At 52.3% G+C, this 17,078-nt stretch carries 14 protein-coding genes; 6 read left to right on the top strand and 8 right to left on the bottom strand.

Annotation, left to right across the window (positions count from 1 at the left end; genetic code table 11):
- Positions 1 to 84: 84 nt before the first annotated feature.
- The gene (locus tag Enr10x_RS12235; RefSeq protein WP_145449380.1) at positions 85 to 1,518 is read right to left on the bottom strand and encodes a DUF6513 domain-containing protein; all 1,434 of its coding nucleotides are present in this window, start codon (positions 1,516 to 1,518) and stop codon (positions 85 to 87) included.
- A 14-nt stretch (positions 1,519 to 1,532) separates the two neighbouring features.
- Positions 1,533 to 1,877, bottom strand: coding sequence for a 4a-hydroxytetrahydrobiopterin dehydratase (locus tag Enr10x_RS12230; protein WP_145449377.1), 345 nt, complete (start codon positions 1,875 to 1,877; stop codon positions 1,533 to 1,535).
- A gap of 331 nt (positions 1,878 to 2,208) precedes the next feature.
- Here Enr10x_RS12230 and Enr10x_RS12225 point away from each other — a divergent pair, with 331 nt between their 5' ends.
- The 3 genes from Enr10x_RS12225 (at position 2,209) to Enr10x_RS12215 (ending at position 7,576) form a co-directional block, all read left to right on the top strand.
- Positions 2,209 to 5,121 carry a PSD1 and planctomycete cytochrome C domain-containing protein gene (locus tag Enr10x_RS12225; protein WP_145449375.1) on the top strand — a complete coding sequence of 971 codons (2,913 nt, stop codon included), beginning with the start codon at positions 2,209 to 2,211 and terminating at the stop codon, positions 5,119 to 5,121.
- 44 nt (positions 5,122 to 5,165) lie between these two features.
- The gene (locus Enr10x_RS12220; RefSeq protein WP_145449372.1) at positions 5,166 to 6,629 is read left to right on the top strand and encodes a DUF1501 domain-containing protein; all 1,464 of its coding nucleotides are present in this window, start codon (positions 5,166 to 5,168) and stop codon (positions 6,627 to 6,629) included.
- Between the two features lie 215 nt (positions 6,630 to 6,844).
- Positions 6,845 to 7,576: a Swt1 family HEPN domain-containing protein gene (locus Enr10x_RS12215; protein WP_145107418.1), complete on the top strand. Its 732-nt coding sequence runs from the start codon at positions 6,845 to 6,847 to the stop codon at positions 7,574 to 7,576.
- 9 nt (positions 7,577 to 7,585) lie between these two features.
- On the opposite strand, the gene Enr10x_RS12210 is transcribed toward Enr10x_RS12215, so the two are convergent.
- Positions 7,586 to 7,948: a cupin domain-containing protein gene (locus Enr10x_RS12210; RefSeq protein WP_145107421.1), complete on the bottom strand. Its 363-nt coding sequence runs from the start codon at positions 7,946 to 7,948 to the stop codon at positions 7,586 to 7,588.
- Positions 7,949 to 8,035: 87 nt separating this feature from the next.
- On the bottom strand, positions 8,036 to 9,310 hold the full coding sequence (locus Enr10x_RS12205) for an ornithine cyclodeaminase (protein WP_145449369.1): 1,275 nt from the start codon (positions 9,308 to 9,310) through the stop codon (positions 8,036 to 8,038).
- Positions 9,311 to 9,539: 229 nt separating this feature from the next.
- On the opposite strand from Enr10x_RS12205, the gene Enr10x_RS12200 reads away from it, so the two are divergent.
- Positions 9,540 to 10,643 carry a calcium/sodium antiporter gene (locus Enr10x_RS12200; protein ID WP_145449368.1) on the top strand — a complete coding sequence of 368 codons (1,104 nt, stop codon included), beginning with the start codon at positions 9,540 to 9,542 and terminating at the stop codon, positions 10,641 to 10,643.
- Between the two features lie 229 nt (positions 10,644 to 10,872).
- Positions 10,873 to 11,805 carry a Gfo/Idh/MocA family oxidoreductase gene (locus Enr10x_RS12195; protein WP_145449366.1) on the top strand — a complete coding sequence of 311 codons (933 nt, stop codon included), beginning with the start codon at positions 10,873 to 10,875 and terminating at the stop codon, positions 11,803 to 11,805.
- A 58-nt stretch (positions 11,806 to 11,863) separates the two neighbouring features.
- On the opposite strand, the gene xerC is transcribed toward Enr10x_RS12195, so the two are convergent.
- From xerC to Enr10x_RS12180, 3 genes are all read right to left on the bottom strand, one after another.
- A complete protein-coding gene (gene xerC / locus Enr10x_RS12190; RefSeq protein ID WP_145116253.1) occupies positions 11,864 to 12,778 on the bottom strand; it encodes a tyrosine recombinase XerC in 915 nt (304 codons plus the stop codon).
- Positions 12,779 to 12,879: 101 nt separating this feature from the next.
- Positions 12,880 to 13,110, bottom strand: a complete 231-nt coding sequence (locus tag Enr10x_RS12185; RefSeq protein ID WP_232093351.1) for a hypothetical protein — start codon at positions 13,108 to 13,110, stop codon at positions 12,880 to 12,882.
- Between the two features lie 105 nt (positions 13,111 to 13,215).
- Positions 13,216 to 14,358, bottom strand: coding sequence for a hypothetical protein (locus tag Enr10x_RS12180; RefSeq protein ID WP_145449363.1), 1,143 nt, complete (start codon positions 14,356 to 14,358; stop codon positions 13,216 to 13,218).
- Between the two features lie 302 nt (positions 14,359 to 14,660).
- On the opposite strand from Enr10x_RS12180, the gene dusB reads away from it, so the two are divergent.
- Positions 14,661 to 15,746: a tRNA dihydrouridine synthase DusB gene (dusB, locus tag Enr10x_RS12175; protein ID WP_145107432.1), complete on the top strand. Its 1,086-nt coding sequence runs from the start codon at positions 14,661 to 14,663 to the stop codon at positions 15,744 to 15,746.
- 7 nt (positions 15,747 to 15,753) lie between these two features.
- Here dusB and Enr10x_RS12170 read toward each other — a convergent pair whose 3' ends face one another.
- Positions 15,754 to 17,076 carry a hemolysin family protein gene (locus Enr10x_RS12170; protein WP_145449362.1) on the bottom strand — a complete coding sequence of 441 codons (1,323 nt, stop codon included), beginning with the start codon at positions 17,074 to 17,076 and terminating at the stop codon, positions 15,754 to 15,756.
- Positions 17,077 to 17,078 lie beyond the last annotated feature (2 nt).

Genomic DNA, 17,078 nt, shown 5'->3' with positions numbered 1-17,078 from the left:
TTCAAACTAATAACGCTGTGAGAGTCGCTGGGAAAATGCTGGCAGAGCCCTCAGTATATCAGGAGCAGACGAGTTAAGGAATCATCAGCGGGGACCGCATTGAGGACCTTTTCCCTCTTCGCGCCGGCGTTCCTGGGCACTGATTTCCTCCTGAGTCAGAAAACCCCAGTTTAACGGCTGGTCCTGCTGGTACTGTTTTCCCAAGGTAAGTGCTGTCAGAGCTTTACACATCTCATAACCCAGATAAAACGCATGTGAGGCATCGACCGTTTTGGATGCTGCTGCCTGAAACTGATCAAACAGTTCGTAGGGATCCGTGCCCTTCCAGTATCCATCCCGGTTCATGACATGGAGTTCATTCCCCTCTGCAAAAATGCGATAATTGGGATCGCGAATCTGATTGGCCAGATTCTGTAACGCCTCGGTGCCCAGCTGTTTCAGTTTGGGATCCCGCAGCATCACCAGTTGATAGTGGATATGCTTCGGGAGTGATTTGTTGTCGATGGCGTATTTGACCAGTCGGCGGGCATGATCAAATTCCGCAACCGCGGTTCGCGCCCAGTTGATCACTTCGGTCGCCAGGACGCTTTTGATGCGTAATTCCTGACAGATCGCCGCCAGGATCAGGTTCATGCCTGCGGTATCGACTTCGGTCAGTTCTGTTAGATTGCCGATCCCCATCATGATTTCAAAATCAGGGAATTCCCTGCGCGCCCGGTAATAGCGTTCCAGCGAGGTCGCAAAGCCGTAGCCGATCGGTTCCAGAATCGGATCGACGCGAAACGGTGTGTTGGACTGCAGTAATCGATCCACAATTCTGCAGAGCGAATCAAAATCCTCGGGTAGATCCGGAATCGCGACCACTTCCACACCCAGTCTGGAAACCCAGTCGAGATTGGTGTGGTTGCAGCTCAAGATGAGTTCGGCACCATTGCTGACAGCGGCTTCCACTTCCGCCCGGTCGAAGCTGTCAATGGAAACCCGGTGGCCTGCCTCAACCAGCATCCGTACGACCTCTCCGGTCCGGCTCCAGCTTTCTCCGGGAATGCAGCCGACATCGATCAGGTCGGCTCCGCTGTCACGATAACGTTCTGCCAGTCTGAGAATTTCCTCATCGGATAACAGCGGCGCATGGTTGATCTCTGCCAGGATTTCGATATCAAATCGGGAGAGATCCCGCGGAGGACGACCTGCCTGTCCAAAATATTCAGGGAGATCAAAATGATCTTTGGGGCCTCTCTGAAACGGGATGCCGAAATGATCGGTCAGAACCTGCAGATCCCCTTTGCACATACCGGGAAGCATCACCCAGTCGATTCCCGCTGGAACCTGAAGGCGACGCTGGATCAACGGAACGTGCAGTAAAGCGGCGACCTGCACGTTCAAAACAGCGACTTCATACTCGAATCCCACCTGGGGAGCGAGTTTTTCCAGGATTTCACGCAGCGAAAATTCGGCCAGTCTGCCGGTGACGAACAGAATTCGTTCCTGTTGCCCGGATGTATTATTTTTGTTCAAGCGTCCGGTCTCTCCTAGTGAACCCACTTTTTCGGAAATCCGTCGAGAGCCGAATCCTCAGCAGGTTGCCAGAGCACGGTTTCTTCAATTTTTTCCGCGAGGCTGATGTCCTTACCTGTTATGGCACGTACCTTGTGGGTCTGCAACTTGACCGTAACTGCAGCATACCCCACGCTCAAATCCGGGTGGTGATTCCCTGCTTCGGCCAGATAGCCGATTGTGTTGACCAGCATCAGGGTATGAGGCCAGCCGGGCGTTGCGTATTTTCGCCGTATCCATCCATCACGCAGTTCCCAGTGGGAGTAAGTGTTCAGAAATTCCTGGATCTGCTCTTCCGTTAAAGCCTGATCTTCTGTCATCGTGGTACCTCTTTTCTGAGCAATGAGTTCTGGGAATTCTGTGAAATCGACCTGTGATCCAGTCGATACTGACAATAGTCCTACTGTAATGCATCGGCGGGACGAATTAAACTAGAGGCCATCGTTCATTTTCACAACATTGTTAAGAATACGCGTGAATTCGAATTGAACTAACTCTAAGATTCATAAGCTTTAAACGCAAAAAAGAGACTACACATTGCGTTTCTGGCAGTGTAGAATAGAGCTAACGGGATTCGCCAGGCTCACCTTCAATGGCGGCCCCTTCCCTCCCAAATATTCCCACCGCGTTTTACTGAGAAAGAGCTGAGAAATGAAGCGACTTCGGATTAGCAGTGATTCTCCTGTGAAGTCTCATCTGATTCCCAAAGCTTTCTACCTGGCAGCCTGTGTCTATCTGGGTTTTGCTGCGTCTGTTGAGGCGAACGCTTCCAGTACTAAAAAACTCCCCGCAGAACAGGTTGAATTTTTTGAGAAAGAAATTCGTCCGGTTCTGGTCAAACGCTGCTATGCCTGTCATGGTGCTAAAAAACAGGAAGCCAGTCTGCGGCTGGATTCACACGCGTGGATGATGAAAGGCAGCGATACCGGTGCCGCGGTTGTGCCGGGGGATCCGCTGAAGAGCCGGATCATTCAGGTGATTCAGTATCATGATGATGACAGTCAGATGCCCCCCAGTGGAAAAATGCCCCCCCAGGAGATTGCGGCCCTGACCCGCTGGGTCAAAATGGGAACCCCCTGGCCTTATTCTGAAAAAGATGCGAAGGCAGTTCCAACCAATGGGGCCTACGATTATGAAACACTTTCCCGCAGTCACTGGGCGTTTCAACCCATTACAAAGCCTGCTGTCCCTCCCATTAAAGATCAGCAACAGGCCGTTTCCCCCGTCGATTACTTTGTGATTGCCAAACTGGAAGAAAAAGGCCTGTCACTCTCACCCGCTGTGGATAAGCGAAAGCTGATTCGTCGTGCCTCCATTGATTTAACGGGTCTGCCACCCACTTACGAGGAAGTCGAAGCGTTTGCCAACAATACGGATCCCCAGGCATATGAAAAACTGATTGATCGTCTGCTGGCTTCACCTGCATACGGCGAGCGCTGGGGTAGACACTGGCTGGATGTGGCCCGCTATGCGGATACCAAGGGGTACGTGTTTACTTCCGAACGACGTTATCCGTATTCCTACACATATCGTGATTATGTGATTCGAGCTTTCAATGAAGACCTCCCTTTTAATCAGTTTATTCTCGAACAGCTGGCGGCCGATCAGCTGGACCGGAAAGGGGATGATCGTTCGCTGGCCGCCCTTGGTTTTCTGACGGTGGGACGCCGTTACCGAGGGAACATTCACGATATCACTGATGACCGGATCGACCTGGTTTCGCGGGGCCTTTTGGGCTTAACCGCTTCCTGTGCCCGTTGTCATGATCACAAATTCGACCCGGTGCCGACGAAAGACTACTACTCGTTATACAGCGTGTTTGTCAGCAGCTATGAGCCTGAGGAAAAAGATCTGCCGCTTATTGGAAAACCCAAGTCCGACAAAGCGTACGAGAAATATCAGGAAGAACGGGCCAAACGTCAGCAGAAAGTGGATGACTATATTCACGCCGAAGCGGACAAGTTCCGCGCGAACGCCCGTCTGACAGTGGGCGAAGTGTTGCAGGCGGTTGCCGAGAAACAGAACCTGGCTCAGGGCGATGAAAAGCCCCAGTATGCGAAGGAAGCCCCTCATCGGCGGTATGTCGATCTCTGGCGGGCTTTTCTGGCGAAAAATGCGAAGACTCAGCGGTCGGTCTTTGCCCCCTGGTCTGAATTTGCCGGACTGAAAAAACAGCAGGGGGATTTCGCCCGACAGGCCTCTGAAATCATTCAGAAGCTGGCAAAGCAGGAAGCCGAAACCGACCCGAACAAACGGATCAACCGCCTGGTAATCCACGCCTTGAAAAACAATCCACCCGAATCCATGTACGATGTCTGCCGGGTCTATGGCGACGTATTTAAAGAAGTGGAACAGGCCTGGTTAAAGGCCATTGCGGATGCTGCCAAAACCAAAAAAACGGCACCAGAGAAACTGGACGACCCGGCTGCCGAAGAATTGCGTCAGATTTTGTACCATCCGGAAACACCGACTGCCAGCAGTGATGCTGAGGTTCAGAATATGTTCAATCGGGCACAGCGGAATCGAATTCGTCAGTTGGAAAAAGAGCTGGCGACTCTCGATGTGACCTCTCCCGGAGCACCGCCGCGTGCGATGGTGATGCTTGATAAAGACAAGCCGGTAACATCGTTCGTACATTTGCGGGGAAACCCGGGACGGCGTGGCGACAAAGCCCCACGGCAGTTTTTCCGAATTCTGGCGGGGGAAGATCGTCAACCTTTCCAGCAGGGGAGCGGTCGCCTGGAACTGGCACAGTCAATTGCCTCGCGTGACAATCCCCTCACGGCCCGGGTGTTCGTCAATCGTGTCTGGCTGCATCACTTTGGTGAAGGCCTGGTCCGTACGCCGAGTGACTTCGGGGTGCGCAGTGATCCGCCATCGCATCCGGAGCTGCTGGATTATCTGGCTTCGCGGTTCATGGATGAAGGCTGGTCAGTTAAGTCACTGCACAAGCTGATCATGTTATCTGCGACTTACCAGCAGGGGGCACAGGAGAATCCAGAGGCGATTCTGGTCGATTCCGATAACCGCCTGTTGTGGAAACATGTTCCCCGTCGTCTGGGATTTGAGGCAATGCGGGATTCGATTCTGTTCGTCTCCGGGCAGTTGTCGGATGATCGTGAAGGACGCGGATTTGTGATCGACAAGATGCCGACAGACCCCCGACGAACGGTATACAGCTTTATTGATCGAAATAATTTGCCCAACGTGTTCCGCACCTTCGATTTTGCCAATGTCGAATCCAGCACGGCCGAGCGACCATACACGACCGTTCCCCAACAGGCCCTGTTTGCAATGAACAGCCCGTTATTGCTGGAGCAGTCAGCGTTGCTCGTGAAAGATCTGGATCTGGAAAAAATCAATGCTGAAAAAGGGATGGATGAGGCGATTACGCGGCTGTATCAGCGTGTATTGGCCCGCAATCCTGTAAAGGAAGAGATTGAGCTGGGGAAACAGTTCCTGCAGCATCACCGGGACCAGATTAAATCGCCAGCACGGATGAGTGGCTGGGAAAAATACGCCCAGGTGCTGTGTACGTCAAATGAATTCATGTTCGTAGACTGAAATACAAGTTTAAAGATTGAATATATCATCAGGAGCCTGTTCTCATGGCTGAATCAGACCGACATTTCAACTGTGACCCGATTTTTACGCGGCGACAGATGTTACAGCGCTGCGGTACCGGACTGGGGTCGCTGGGGTTGGCCTCGCTCATGGCATCAGAGGGGATGCTCAATACAGCCGCGGGGGCATCTTCCGTCAGCACCGAATCGCCGATGGCTCCCAAAACTTCGCATTTTCCGGGCAAAGCCAAGCATGTCATTCATATCTTTCTGAATGGTGGTGCTTCGCAGGTCGATACGTTTGACCCCAAACCGGCATTGGCCAAATATGCAGGAAAAATGCTGCCGACCAAGAATCTGCGTACGGAACGCAAAACAGGTGCCTCCCTGCCCTCTCCCTTTAAATTCAAGAAGTATGGGGAGAGTGGTCTGGAAGTCAGTGAGCTGTTTTCGGAACTGGGCGAATGTGTCGATGATATCGCGTTCGTACGATCCATGTATACCAACGTGCCCAACCACGAACCTTCATTGATGATGATGAACTGTGGGGACCTGATCCAGCCGCGTCCAAGTATGGGAGCCTGGGTGACCTATGGCCTGGGGACTGAAAATCAGAACCTGCCCGGTTTCGTGGTGATGTGTCCGGGAGGCTATCCCATCACGGAGTCCGCCAACTGGCGTTCTGCCTTCTTACCGGGGGCCTACCAGGGAACACACATCGATACCAAGCATACGGATATCGAGAAACTGATCAGCAATATTAAAAACAAGAAACAGTCATTGCCCGAACAGCGTCGCCAGCTTGACCTGCTGCAGGCATTGAACCGTCGTCATCAGGAAGCTCGGGTTCAGGAGTCAGCTCTGGAGTCCCGGATTCAATCCTTCGAACTGGCTTACAGGATGCAGATGCAGGCATCTGATGTGTTTGATATCAATCAGGAACCGCAACACATCCATGAAATGTATGGTCCTGGTGTGCATGCCCGTCAGCTGATGATCGCTCGCCGACTGGTGGAACGGGGAGTCCGTTATGTACAACTCTGGCACGGCGCCGGACAACCCTGGGATAACCATGATGAAATTGAAAAGAACCACCGGCGTCTGGCGGCAGAATGTTCCCGGGGAATTGCTGCTTTATTAAAAGACCTGAAACAGCGCGGCCTGCTGCAGGATACGATCATCATGTGCGGTGGTGAATTTGGACGGACCCCGGTGGTCGAACTGCCGACTCCCGGTGCCAATGCCGGAAAAATGAATGGTCGGGACCACAATAACCACGGGTTTACGGTCTGGCTGGCCGGCGGTGGCGTCAAAGGGGGCCAGGCATACGGGGCGACTGATGAATTCGGTTTCGCTGCCGTGGAAAACAAGGTCCACGTTCATGACCTGCATGCGACAGTCCTGAAGCTCCTGGGGTTTGATCATGAGCGGTTGACCTACCGTTTTGCAGGACGTGATTTTAGATTGACTGATGTTCACGGAAATGTGGTAGAAGATCTGATTGCCTGATTCTGGTCTTCAGCGTTTTTTCTTTCGAAGTCCAGTTAAAACGTTTCTACTATTAGTGGACAAAGAAATCCCCTGCTTTCGTTGAATCTCCAATTTGTGTGCTTGACCTGATGTCAAAAAAAAGGAACCATTGTTCTGAACATTAGGATCTACAGGGATGGAATCGCATCAATGGCGGCAGCAACACAATCTGCGAGGCGGAAGAGGGGAATTGCGTGGCAGGTGACAATGAGCGCATCAAACAGACTCTGGAGCTACTGGGGACGGGTCTCTATCCTGTGATTGAACAGGAAATGAAGACCGTTTACCAGGATACCTGGATTGATCGTGCTAAAGAGAGCTTCCGTAATTCTCCCCTGACCTCTCAACCTGAAGGTGATGCCATCCGCTGGGATGCCCATTCTACGCTCCTGATATTATGGGATCATTGGAACAGCGTATTTCGAAATCGCTTCACCCCGCTGGAACGCAGTTTTGTGGGGGAGTTGAGAGAGTACCGCAACCGCTGGGCCCATCAGAGCCAGATCAATACCGATGATACGCTGCGTATTCTGGATACCGCAGCCCGTTTGCTCTCTGCCGCCGGTGCGAAGAAAGAGGCACAGCAACTCCAGAAAGAACGTGATCAGTTGCTGTACCAGATCCTGCAATACCAGGAACAGGTGATTGTCGATTCTCCCGATAACCGTCGTGAACGTCTGCGGGATGCGATCGTGTTTCTGATTTGCGGGATCGCGATCGATCTGGGAATTTTCTTTTCCTACGGCACTGGAATCCTGGCGATTCTGTTTGCTGTCTTTGTTGCAGCTGTGTTCGCCTTCCTGGCCTACCAGCGTTGGGTCACACCTGATAAGCCTTCTTACGGTGCTCATGAATGTACGAACTGTGGCAAGATCATCTATGGAGAATCGTGCCCTTACTGCAGCGAAACAACCGTGAACGAATAAGCGTCTGGCTCAATCCAGCCATTCATCTTCCGGATCAAATTTCGGAAAGACGATGTTAATGATTTTCATTGTGCCGATTGCTCTGTGACGGACACCAGGAGGGATGACGATCGACATGCCGGCATGCACGGGGATGATTTCATCGTCCAACTGCATTCGGGCGTCTGCACCGCATTCGAGGAAGTAATAGGTTTCCGTCAGTTTGCGATGATAGTGCAGTTCAGCCGTCTCTGAGATCTCGGTGACGTGCAGCGTTCCGGGGAATTCCTCCACATCAGCAAATGCGCGTCGCGCGGTCCCACAGGGGCAGGATGTCCCTTCGATCTGGGCAAAATCAGCAACGTGATATTTTTTTTGTGTTGATTCCTGCATCTTTGCTTTTCCTGTGGGTGTTCCAAAACGGATGAGATTTGATCAATACATTAACAGTATAGCAGGCATCACCGGCGAACAAAATCCTCATGATGTTTTATTGATTTCATCCAGCAGGACTCTCAAGAACGGTTCGACATCAGTGACCAGCCCGACTGTCTGAAACGTACCCCGATCTGCCAGTTTGGTGACGGTCGCCGGATTAATATCAACGCAGACCACTCTGACGCTGGCTGGTAACAAATTTCCGACGGCAATCGAGTGCAGGGTCGTTGCGATCATCAGGCAGAAGGAAACGCCTTCGACCATTTCACGCATTTTCCGTTGCGCGACGACCGTGTCTGTGATCACGTCTGGTAATGGTCCGTCATCGCGGATGCTGCCTGCCAGTAAAAAGGGGACCTGATTTTTCACACATTCATACATGATCCCCGAAGTCAGGACCCCCTGTTCGACTGCATTCTGAATGCTGCCCAGGCGACGGATCCGGTTAATCGAACGCAAATGGTGCTCGTGCCCCTCTTCACTGGAGCCGCCATGTTCCATCGAAATTCCCAGGCTGGTTCCATAAAAAGATTCTTCAATGTCATGCGTCGCCAGGGCGTTTCCGGCGAACAGCAGATTCACGTATCCTTCTTTGATCAGTTGACTGAAATAGTCTCTGCTGCCGGTATGCACGACAGCCGGGCCTGCCACCACCAGGATCTTGCCTGATCCCTGTCTGGCGCGGCGCATTTCAGCAGCAATCTCACGGACTGTAACTCCTTTAGGTTTTTCGCTGGAGACCGTACTGTTCATGAAGGAAAAACCAGCCACATCCGGAGTGCCTCTCTCAATGGGGAAGACACGGGTTCCTCGACTGCCGAGCACGACCAGTTCTCCCTGATGCACATCGGCCATGGGCAGGCAGTGGGCGGTCTTGAGATCGGCACTGACAACGATGCCGCAGTCCATTTCCTGGAGCGAGACGGGAATCCAGTTGCCGTCGACCCGAATCTCGGTCTTCTGGTTTGTTGTGCAGTAGAACCCTTCGGGAAATGCCCCGTCCATGTCTGCCGGTGCCAGCAGGCAATCGTGCTGTTCGAGGGGAACGGCACCATGCTGGGCGATCTGTGTCAGGATGGTCTGCAGCGTCTCCTCATCGGGAGCTGAGACTTTGATTTGTGCCCGGCTGCTGTCTGAGCGGGAATGGCCAATTGAGATTTCGTCAATGGCGAAATCGCCTCCGAGGACGGTAATCTCATCCAGGATCTTCGGCAGCAGCAGGCTGTCGATAATGTGCCCCTGTAACTCGATTTCTTCACTGACTCCTGCAGCAGTCTCTTCCTGGGGATCAACGGGGCCTTTGGTTTTATCGTCCATTTATGACTCGCCTTTCTGATTCCGCCCTGTGATAGGGCGGAAAAAGGTTGACTGACATCTGAATCGTGATGATCTCTTACTCTTATTTTACGTGATTCAGAGGAAAAACATACACTCAAAATATTGTTTGGACCCTTGACTATCATATTAATTGCCGACTTTTTAAGATTTTGCAGACAGATGGGAATGTATCACCACGGGAAGCTAAGGGAGCAGGAGTTTGCATTTTATGTTGATGGCTGTTGAGCCGCTCGAAATCTTGAAGATGATCATTGGAATAACCCCCCCTGCTTCCATTCTCGTCAGCGTATTCCTGATTCTTCTGGGCATGCTCAGTATCACCAAGGGGGGAGATTATTTCACCGACAGTGCTGTCGAGATCGCTCGGTTGACCCGGATCCCCCCCGTCATCATCGGGGCCACAATTGTCAGCATGTCGACGACATTTCCGGAATTGATGGTCTCGGTGACGAGTACTCTTTCTGGTAAAGGGGATCTGGCAGTGGGGAATGCACTGGGATCCTGCTTATGTAATATCGGTCTGATAATTGGTTCCTGTGCACTGTTGAAAGGCTTTCTGTCCTGGAAACGGAATACGGAAAGCGGGATTCCCGTATCCCGGTTTACGATTGTGGGCCCCGGTTTTTTCATGCTCTTCTCCGGTGTGCTGGTCTGGTTGTTCAGCCTGTTTTCAACTGGAGGTGCGACAACGCAGGCTGGTGTTCCGGCAGAGTATGCGATCGCCCGCTGGCAGGCAGGAATCCTGGTCTGCATTCTGGTGGCATATATCATCTTCACTTTGCGGGTGGCGATTGCTTCACGACACGATTTCGGCGAAGAGCAGGAAGAGCCACCCCAGGTAGACAATCTGTTTACTTACAGTTTCAAACTGGCGCTGATTTTTCTGGGCGGGGCGGCACTGGTTGTGCTGGGAAGCAAGCTGCTGGTGACCAACGCCGTTCAGGTGGCCCGTTATTTTGAAGTTTCCGAACTGTTGATCGGGTTGACCATTCTCGCCGTCGGCACCTCTCTTCCGGAATTCACCATCTCGGTACTCTCGATCATCAAAGGACATGGTGCTCTGGGGACAGGAAATATCATTGGTGCGAATGTCTTGAACATCAACATGGTGATTGCGACATGTGCCCTGATTCATCCCCTGCCCATTCAGCGTCAGACGGTGTTATTCGATGGCCCTGTCGTGATTCTGTTAATGGTGGCCATGCTGGGGCTCTCCTGGAAACGCAAAGCGATTTCGACAGCCAGTGGGTTTGTGCTGTTGCTGATTTACCTGGTGTATCTGTTGTTAGCGACATTCTGGTTCAGCGGGTAACAGTCTTTAGCATGATACAGTCTTGATTCAATGTGTCTGGAATGAATATCATATCTGTTCTGCATTTGTCTCTTTGAGCTGAAGGTTCTGGCATTCTGATCAGGTCCTGCTCAAGGAATGTAACCTGTTTCATCCTGTTTCCCGATTATGTAATGTTCCCGGTATGGTCAGAATTGGAATAATAGGGCTTGGCCCGTATTGGGAGCAGCGCTATGAACCTGTACTGCGGATGATGGATCAGCGGATCCAGATCAAAGCCGTCTACGATCCGGTGCGCAGTCGGGCCGAACAGGTGTCCTCTCACTGGGATGCTGCAGTGGCTTCCGGGATCGAGGCATTGACGACCCGTTATCCCGTCGATGCTTTCCTGCTGCTCGATTCGGAATGGATGAATCACTTTCCACTCAAGGTGCTCAGCCAGCAGCACCGTCCCGTCTATATCGCTGGTGGCCTTGGAGAAGATCTGGATCTCCTGGAGTCGATTCATAATCGAGCGACCGAACAACTGGTCACTTTAATGCCGGAATTCAGCCGTCGTTATTCCCAGGCGACCAGCCGCTTCTTTGAACTGGTTGTCACGCGGCTGGGTAAGCCGGTTTCAATACATCTGCAAACCTGTCGACCTGCAGCAGATCAACAGGTTGAGATCCCGGGACAGAAGAATGAAACCGATTTCCTGGTCGGCTTAATTGACTGGTGCTGTTATGTGATGCGAACCAAGCCGGTGAAAGTGCATTCGACCTTCCACTCTGATTCGAGCGATCAGTCGGAAGACCACTGGCGGATCAAGATTGAATTTTTACCGGATCCGGTTACCGCAGCGGAGCGTTTTGCGCTGATTGATATCAAGCAACAGCAGCAGTCGACAGATTCCCTCTACCCCAGGCATCAGATTATTTGTCGCAATGGACATGCCGAGTTTCACTCACCTGATGAGATCCACTGGGAAAATGATACAGAATCGATGACAGAGTCACTGAAAAGTGATCGCCAGGAACTGGAGGTCATGCTCGATCACTTTTGTCGACGGGCCGTGGGCGGGATTATTCCGGTTGCGAATATCAGGGATGTCTGTCAGGCGATCCGTCTGGTTCAACTGTCCCGCTACAGCCTGGAATCAGGAACTCCTCAGGACTATCAATCGGACAAAGGGACCGCCTGAATTCACGTCAGCGCCTCTGTTTTCTGTCAAAGCAGCAAAGTGTGCAACCTGCAGGCTATCAGGATTTCTTCTGATTTTTCTGAGCGTGGGGATGTGCTTTTTCGTAAGTTTCACGCAGACGTGCCGTGCTGACATGGGTGTAAATCTGAGTGGTCGTCAGGCTCTTATGTCCCAGTAATTCCTGGACGCTGCGCAGATCCGCCCCCCCGTCCAGCAGATGTGTAGCGAAGCTGTGTCTGAGCGTGTGGGGACTCGTTTTCTTATCAAGCCCGGTCTGCAGCAGATATTTCTCGAGCATACGCCCCACACTGCGCGATGTGAGCCGCGTTTTCAGCCGGTTCAAAAACAGCGCATCCGCATCGGGATGGTTCTGGGATTTGGCTTCCCGTTCTGCAGTCCAGCGCTGCAGGGCTTTGGCAGCATAGCTGCCGATGGGGGCAATGCGTTCCTTACGGCCTTTACCCAGGACGCGGATGATATTCGCATCCTGGTCCCAGTCACTCAGGTTCAGTGACACGAGTTCGGAAACACGCAGACCCGCAGAGTAAAGCGTTTCCAGAATCGCCCTGTCTCTGAGTCCCATTTTCTGATTAGCCGGCGGTGCTTCCAGCAGCGCGCCAATCTGATCGGTGGTTAAAAAATGAGGCAGTTTTCTGCCTGTCCGTGGTGTCCGCAGGGGTTTCGCCGGGTTGGTTTTGGTGAAGCCTTCCCGGCAACAGTAACGGAAAAAGCTGCGCAGGCACGCCAGGCGTCTGGCGATGGTGGTGCGTTCGTACTGGCATTCATGCAGATACGCAACGAATCGTCTCAACTCACTGATGCCGATCTGATCGGGAGACAGCAGTTCGCCTTCGTATTCCGTCAGGTATTCCAGCAGGCTGCCCAGATCTTCGGAATACGATTTCAGCGTCAGCTCTGAAGCATTGCGTTCGATCTCCAGGTAGCGGAGGAAACTGTCAATGGCATCATGCAGCTCGACGGACCGGACAGGTTCTGAAGAAATCATGTGACGTTAGCCGGGATGAGTGTAGTAGAATCTTCTGGACGGCAGATAACGGAGGCAAGGCCCCGATCTCAAGCCGTCTTTCGTAATCTGCCAGTCTGTTGTTCCAATTCCGCTTCCCGTCTGAGCTTTCTGACTTTCTGGCTCATGACTGCTGCATCGTACCAGGTGAAACTCAGTTCTTTATCCGCTGCATACTGGCCCAGGGTCTGTAACATCTGGGAGGAACTGGCATCGTCGTACAGAAACACATAGCGTTCTGAATCTTTAACCAACGCAACGACATTCATTTGCTGTTTCACAGTAGCAGTCCTTTTTTATTCGTCAGAGCACTCAAATCTGAGACTTGATTGGTTGGAAGTGCTCAAGCAACCGCACTCATAAGTATCGGCGGTTCAGAGGTGGGGTTATCGATATTTTCTGACTTTGAAGATCATCTGGCGCTCAGCCTGACCACCATGGAGTGTTAGCATCTCTACAATCATTAAATGCGCTGTAAACCGTATAAAGTCCTCACTCCGGTGCAGGTAGGCTTCCCAGCCACCGCTGCGACGATCACCGCTGACTTCAAGATAGTCCCGCAAATTAGCGACCAGAGCCGCTTCGGAACCATCGAACATCCTCGTATAAGACATGAACGGCTGGCGTGGATCGTAGACCTCGATTTGTGCAGCGCCGTTGGGAGGGCAGAATTCCCCAAACTGCTTCGTGTATGAAGGAGTTGCAGAGGGAGTTGATGCTGGCAGTGGAGCCGTCGTGGGTTGGGGAGTTGCTGTAGGCTGGGGAGCTGGCAGCGTTTTATTGGTGACAGGGAGTGGTGCCGGTGGCTTGGCCTGCAGGGGGACCTGTCCAAAGGGATTGGTCGATTCAGCTCCCTGATTCGCCTGTGTCGAAGCATGCACGACCTGATTTTGATTTTGTGTGTAGGACCAGTTTGCGAGTGTCTCTACCGATTGTCCTCGGAAGACCGGTTCCGCTTTGGGTTCTGGTGCCTGGATACCTGGCGGGCACTCTGCAGAAGCAGATTCCTTATAAGCTTTGAATTTCTCCTTCATCTCCTGCCGGGTATTTTTGCGCTCCAGATGATTGGAATAGCGGATCTCTTTCTTCGTTTCGTGATTGACAATCCGATCCACCTTAAACAGCTGGTTCAGGATCGATTTTTTCTCATGTCGCTCTTCCACCAGCAGCGGTACACCGGGGGTAAATTCCTGGGCGTGCGGCGAGTACCAGGAGACCTGTAAACCAATGCGCGGTGGATAATAGGGGGAATAATCGGTGACGGCTCCAATCACGACCGCATCCACGTCGAGAGCCTTGGCGAGTTTGAGAACATCGTCCGGATTATTCATCTGCAACTGATGTTCTACCATCGCGACTTCTGCGACCCCCACAGGCAGGACCTGAAAGCCGGGGATTTTCTGAAGTTCCGAGTAGTAGGCGAGCGCAAAGCGACGCCCATCGACGTCAGGCTCCTGGCTCAGGTTGAAAAAGGGAACCACAGCTACGGTTTTGAGTCTCGGATTTGGATTGGTCACAGTGGTACGCATAATCACGCACCCTGTCAGGCTCGACAAACCAATCAATAATGTCAAAATACGAGTCAGCACCAGAACGGTTCCCACGGTAGAGTCCAGAAAAAGCGATATCGACTTTATCGGCATAACCGGCAGGGTGACTTCAATAAGAATTATTTTGTTATTCTTCCTATTTTGACAGAAGTCGTATCAAAGGTCATTTTGAAGTAATCTGGCTGGTGAGAATCTGATTTTGCTCCATTTTCACTGCTCTTAATGCCTGTTAAAATAAAGCCCTGTATTGAATTTCTGCCGTTTGAAGCCTGTAAGTGACCATGAATCAAACCTTACCTCCCCAGCCTGAGTCTCGCCCGCCCCTGTGTTATGGGGCTCTCAAATTAGAATCGCGTTATCTGCTCTCCCCACTGGCCGGGTATACAAATTTACCTTTTCGGCGGATCGTCCGTGAGTTAGGTGGCGTGGGTCTGGCGACGACCGATCTGGTCAATGCCCGGGGATTGCTGGAAGGGAGCGAGAAGACACTCCAGTTGATTCAGACCTGTCCGGAAGACTCTCCCTTCGCAGTCCAGATCTTCGGAAGCAATCCAGATTACATGCGGGATGCGGCTCAGCTACTGGAATCACGCAACGTGGATTCGATCGATATCAACATGGGGTGCCCCGTCAACCGAATTGTGAAAGGGGGCGCCGGTGCCAGTATGATGTGTCGGCCCAGTGATACGGTTTCCCTGGTTCAGACAGTCGTGGAAGCAGTCAAGCTACCTGTCACGGTCAAGATGCGTCTGGGCTGGGATGACAGCGATTTATCGGCTCCCTTCTTTGCGCGGGAATTCGAGAAAGTAGGAATCGTCGCTGTGGCCATTCATGGTCGCACGCGCGAACAGGGATTTAAAGGGACCGTGAATCATGACGGGATCAGGCAGGTGGTCGAAGCCGTTGAATCCATTCCGGTGATTGGAAATGGGGATGTAACTTCAATTGCGGATGCAGATCATATGCTGAAGACGACGGGTTGTGCGGGGGTTTCCATTGGTCGGGGGGCACTGGCCAATCCCTGGATCTTCCGGCAACTCGTGCAGTGGGAGCAGACAGGAACCTGTGATCCCCCGGGTAATTTTGATGAGCGGCTCGAACTGCTGCTGCGTCAGTTCCACTATCTGTTAGAGATGACCACTGAATCGCGCGCCATTTCGATGTTTCGGAAAATGGGGCATTGGTATCTGAAGTCGATGCGGGTCAAGCCGGCTTTGCGGCATGAATTTCAATGTGCCCAGAATCTGGCAGATTTTGATCAGGCGATCCGCAGAATTGCAGCTCAGGGGCCGACTTCAGGCTCTCGCACCGGGACGCTGCCGGACATGCACATTCCTGTACCAGGCGGACCGGTCGAACGCTGGTAACAGCAGCTTAAGCGTCGGCGTCGATCTCTTCCATCAGGGAAGGATCGAGTTCGATTCGTAATTTGCTGATTCTGCGCTCATCGGATTCAATCACCTCAATCCGCAGCTGCTGCCAGGTCATCGTCTCTCCCACCTGGGGGACCTTGCCGAACTGAGTGATCACGAAGCCGCCAATCGTGTCGAAGTCCTTGCCCTCCGGCAGTCCGTAGTCATACTGTTCATTCAGATCATCGATATGAACGCGGGCATCAACCTCCACCACGTTCTCTCCGACTTCAAAGACCATCTGCTCTTCTTCTTCGTCGAATTCATCAACGATATCACCGACGATTTCTTCGAGGACATCCTCCATCGTGACCAGGCCTGCCACCCCGCCATATTCGTCGATGACAATCGCCATGTGCACATGCTCTTTCTGCATTGTTTCCAGCAGGGAGTCAATGCCCGTCGTTTCCGGGATGTAAAACGGCGTAAACATCAGGTCCTGGATGGTGAGCTGTTCAGCCGAGTTCAGATTCTGATTTTCTTTCGAATAGTGTTTGAGCAGCTCACGGGCATATAAAATCCCGACGATATCGTCTGTGGATTCTCCGATCACGGGGATACGCGAATGTCCGACATCGATGAATTTAAGCAGTGCCTCGTCCAGCGTGGCATTGACAGAGATATATTCCATATCCATCCGCTGCGTCATGATGGCGCCGACGTCTTCATCCTGCAGTTCCATCACCCGCTGAATCATCTTCCCGGCTTCGGATTCCAGGATTCCGCCCCGGGCCCCTTCTTCTACGACCGAGAGAATTTCTTCACTGATATTCGCTTCACGACCGTTTTTGTTTTCCTCTTTGCCCGCCAGTCGGTGCGAGAATTCATCGATCTTCCACGAGAGCCAGGTCATGGGAGCCAGGAAGAAAGGAACCCAGCGGATGAGGGGCCAGAACAGCTGCAGGAAGCGTTCTCCCGCGATGCGAGACAGGGTCCAGGGAATAGTGGTCAGAACCAGAATCCCCACCACGAGTATCAGCAGCAACTGGGCCGCAAACTGAAGGGTCTCAGCCAGCGAATTGAATTCAGAGGGAAACTGGATGTAGAGCCGCGTCAGGATCATCGAAAGCAGGATGACCCCGGCCAGATAACAGAAATCGGCTGCCAGCAGGACCGTCGGATGCGAACGCAGAATCTCGCTGAATCGATCCGGGACTCCTGCTTCGGTACACAGTGTCTCCAGGCGGCTGCGAGAGAAATCTCTTAATGAAAAACCCAGTAATCCTGAAAACAGGGTTAGAATAATTAAAACAGAAATTGCCAGCGGGACCATATGTCGGGTCAATA

The sequence above is a fragment of the Gimesia panareensis genome (genome assembly GCF_007748155.1).
GTDB lineage: Bacteria > Planctomycetota > Planctomycetia > Planctomycetales > Planctomycetaceae > Gimesia > Gimesia panareensis.
This window is presented reverse-complemented; position numbering and strand designations above follow the sequence as displayed.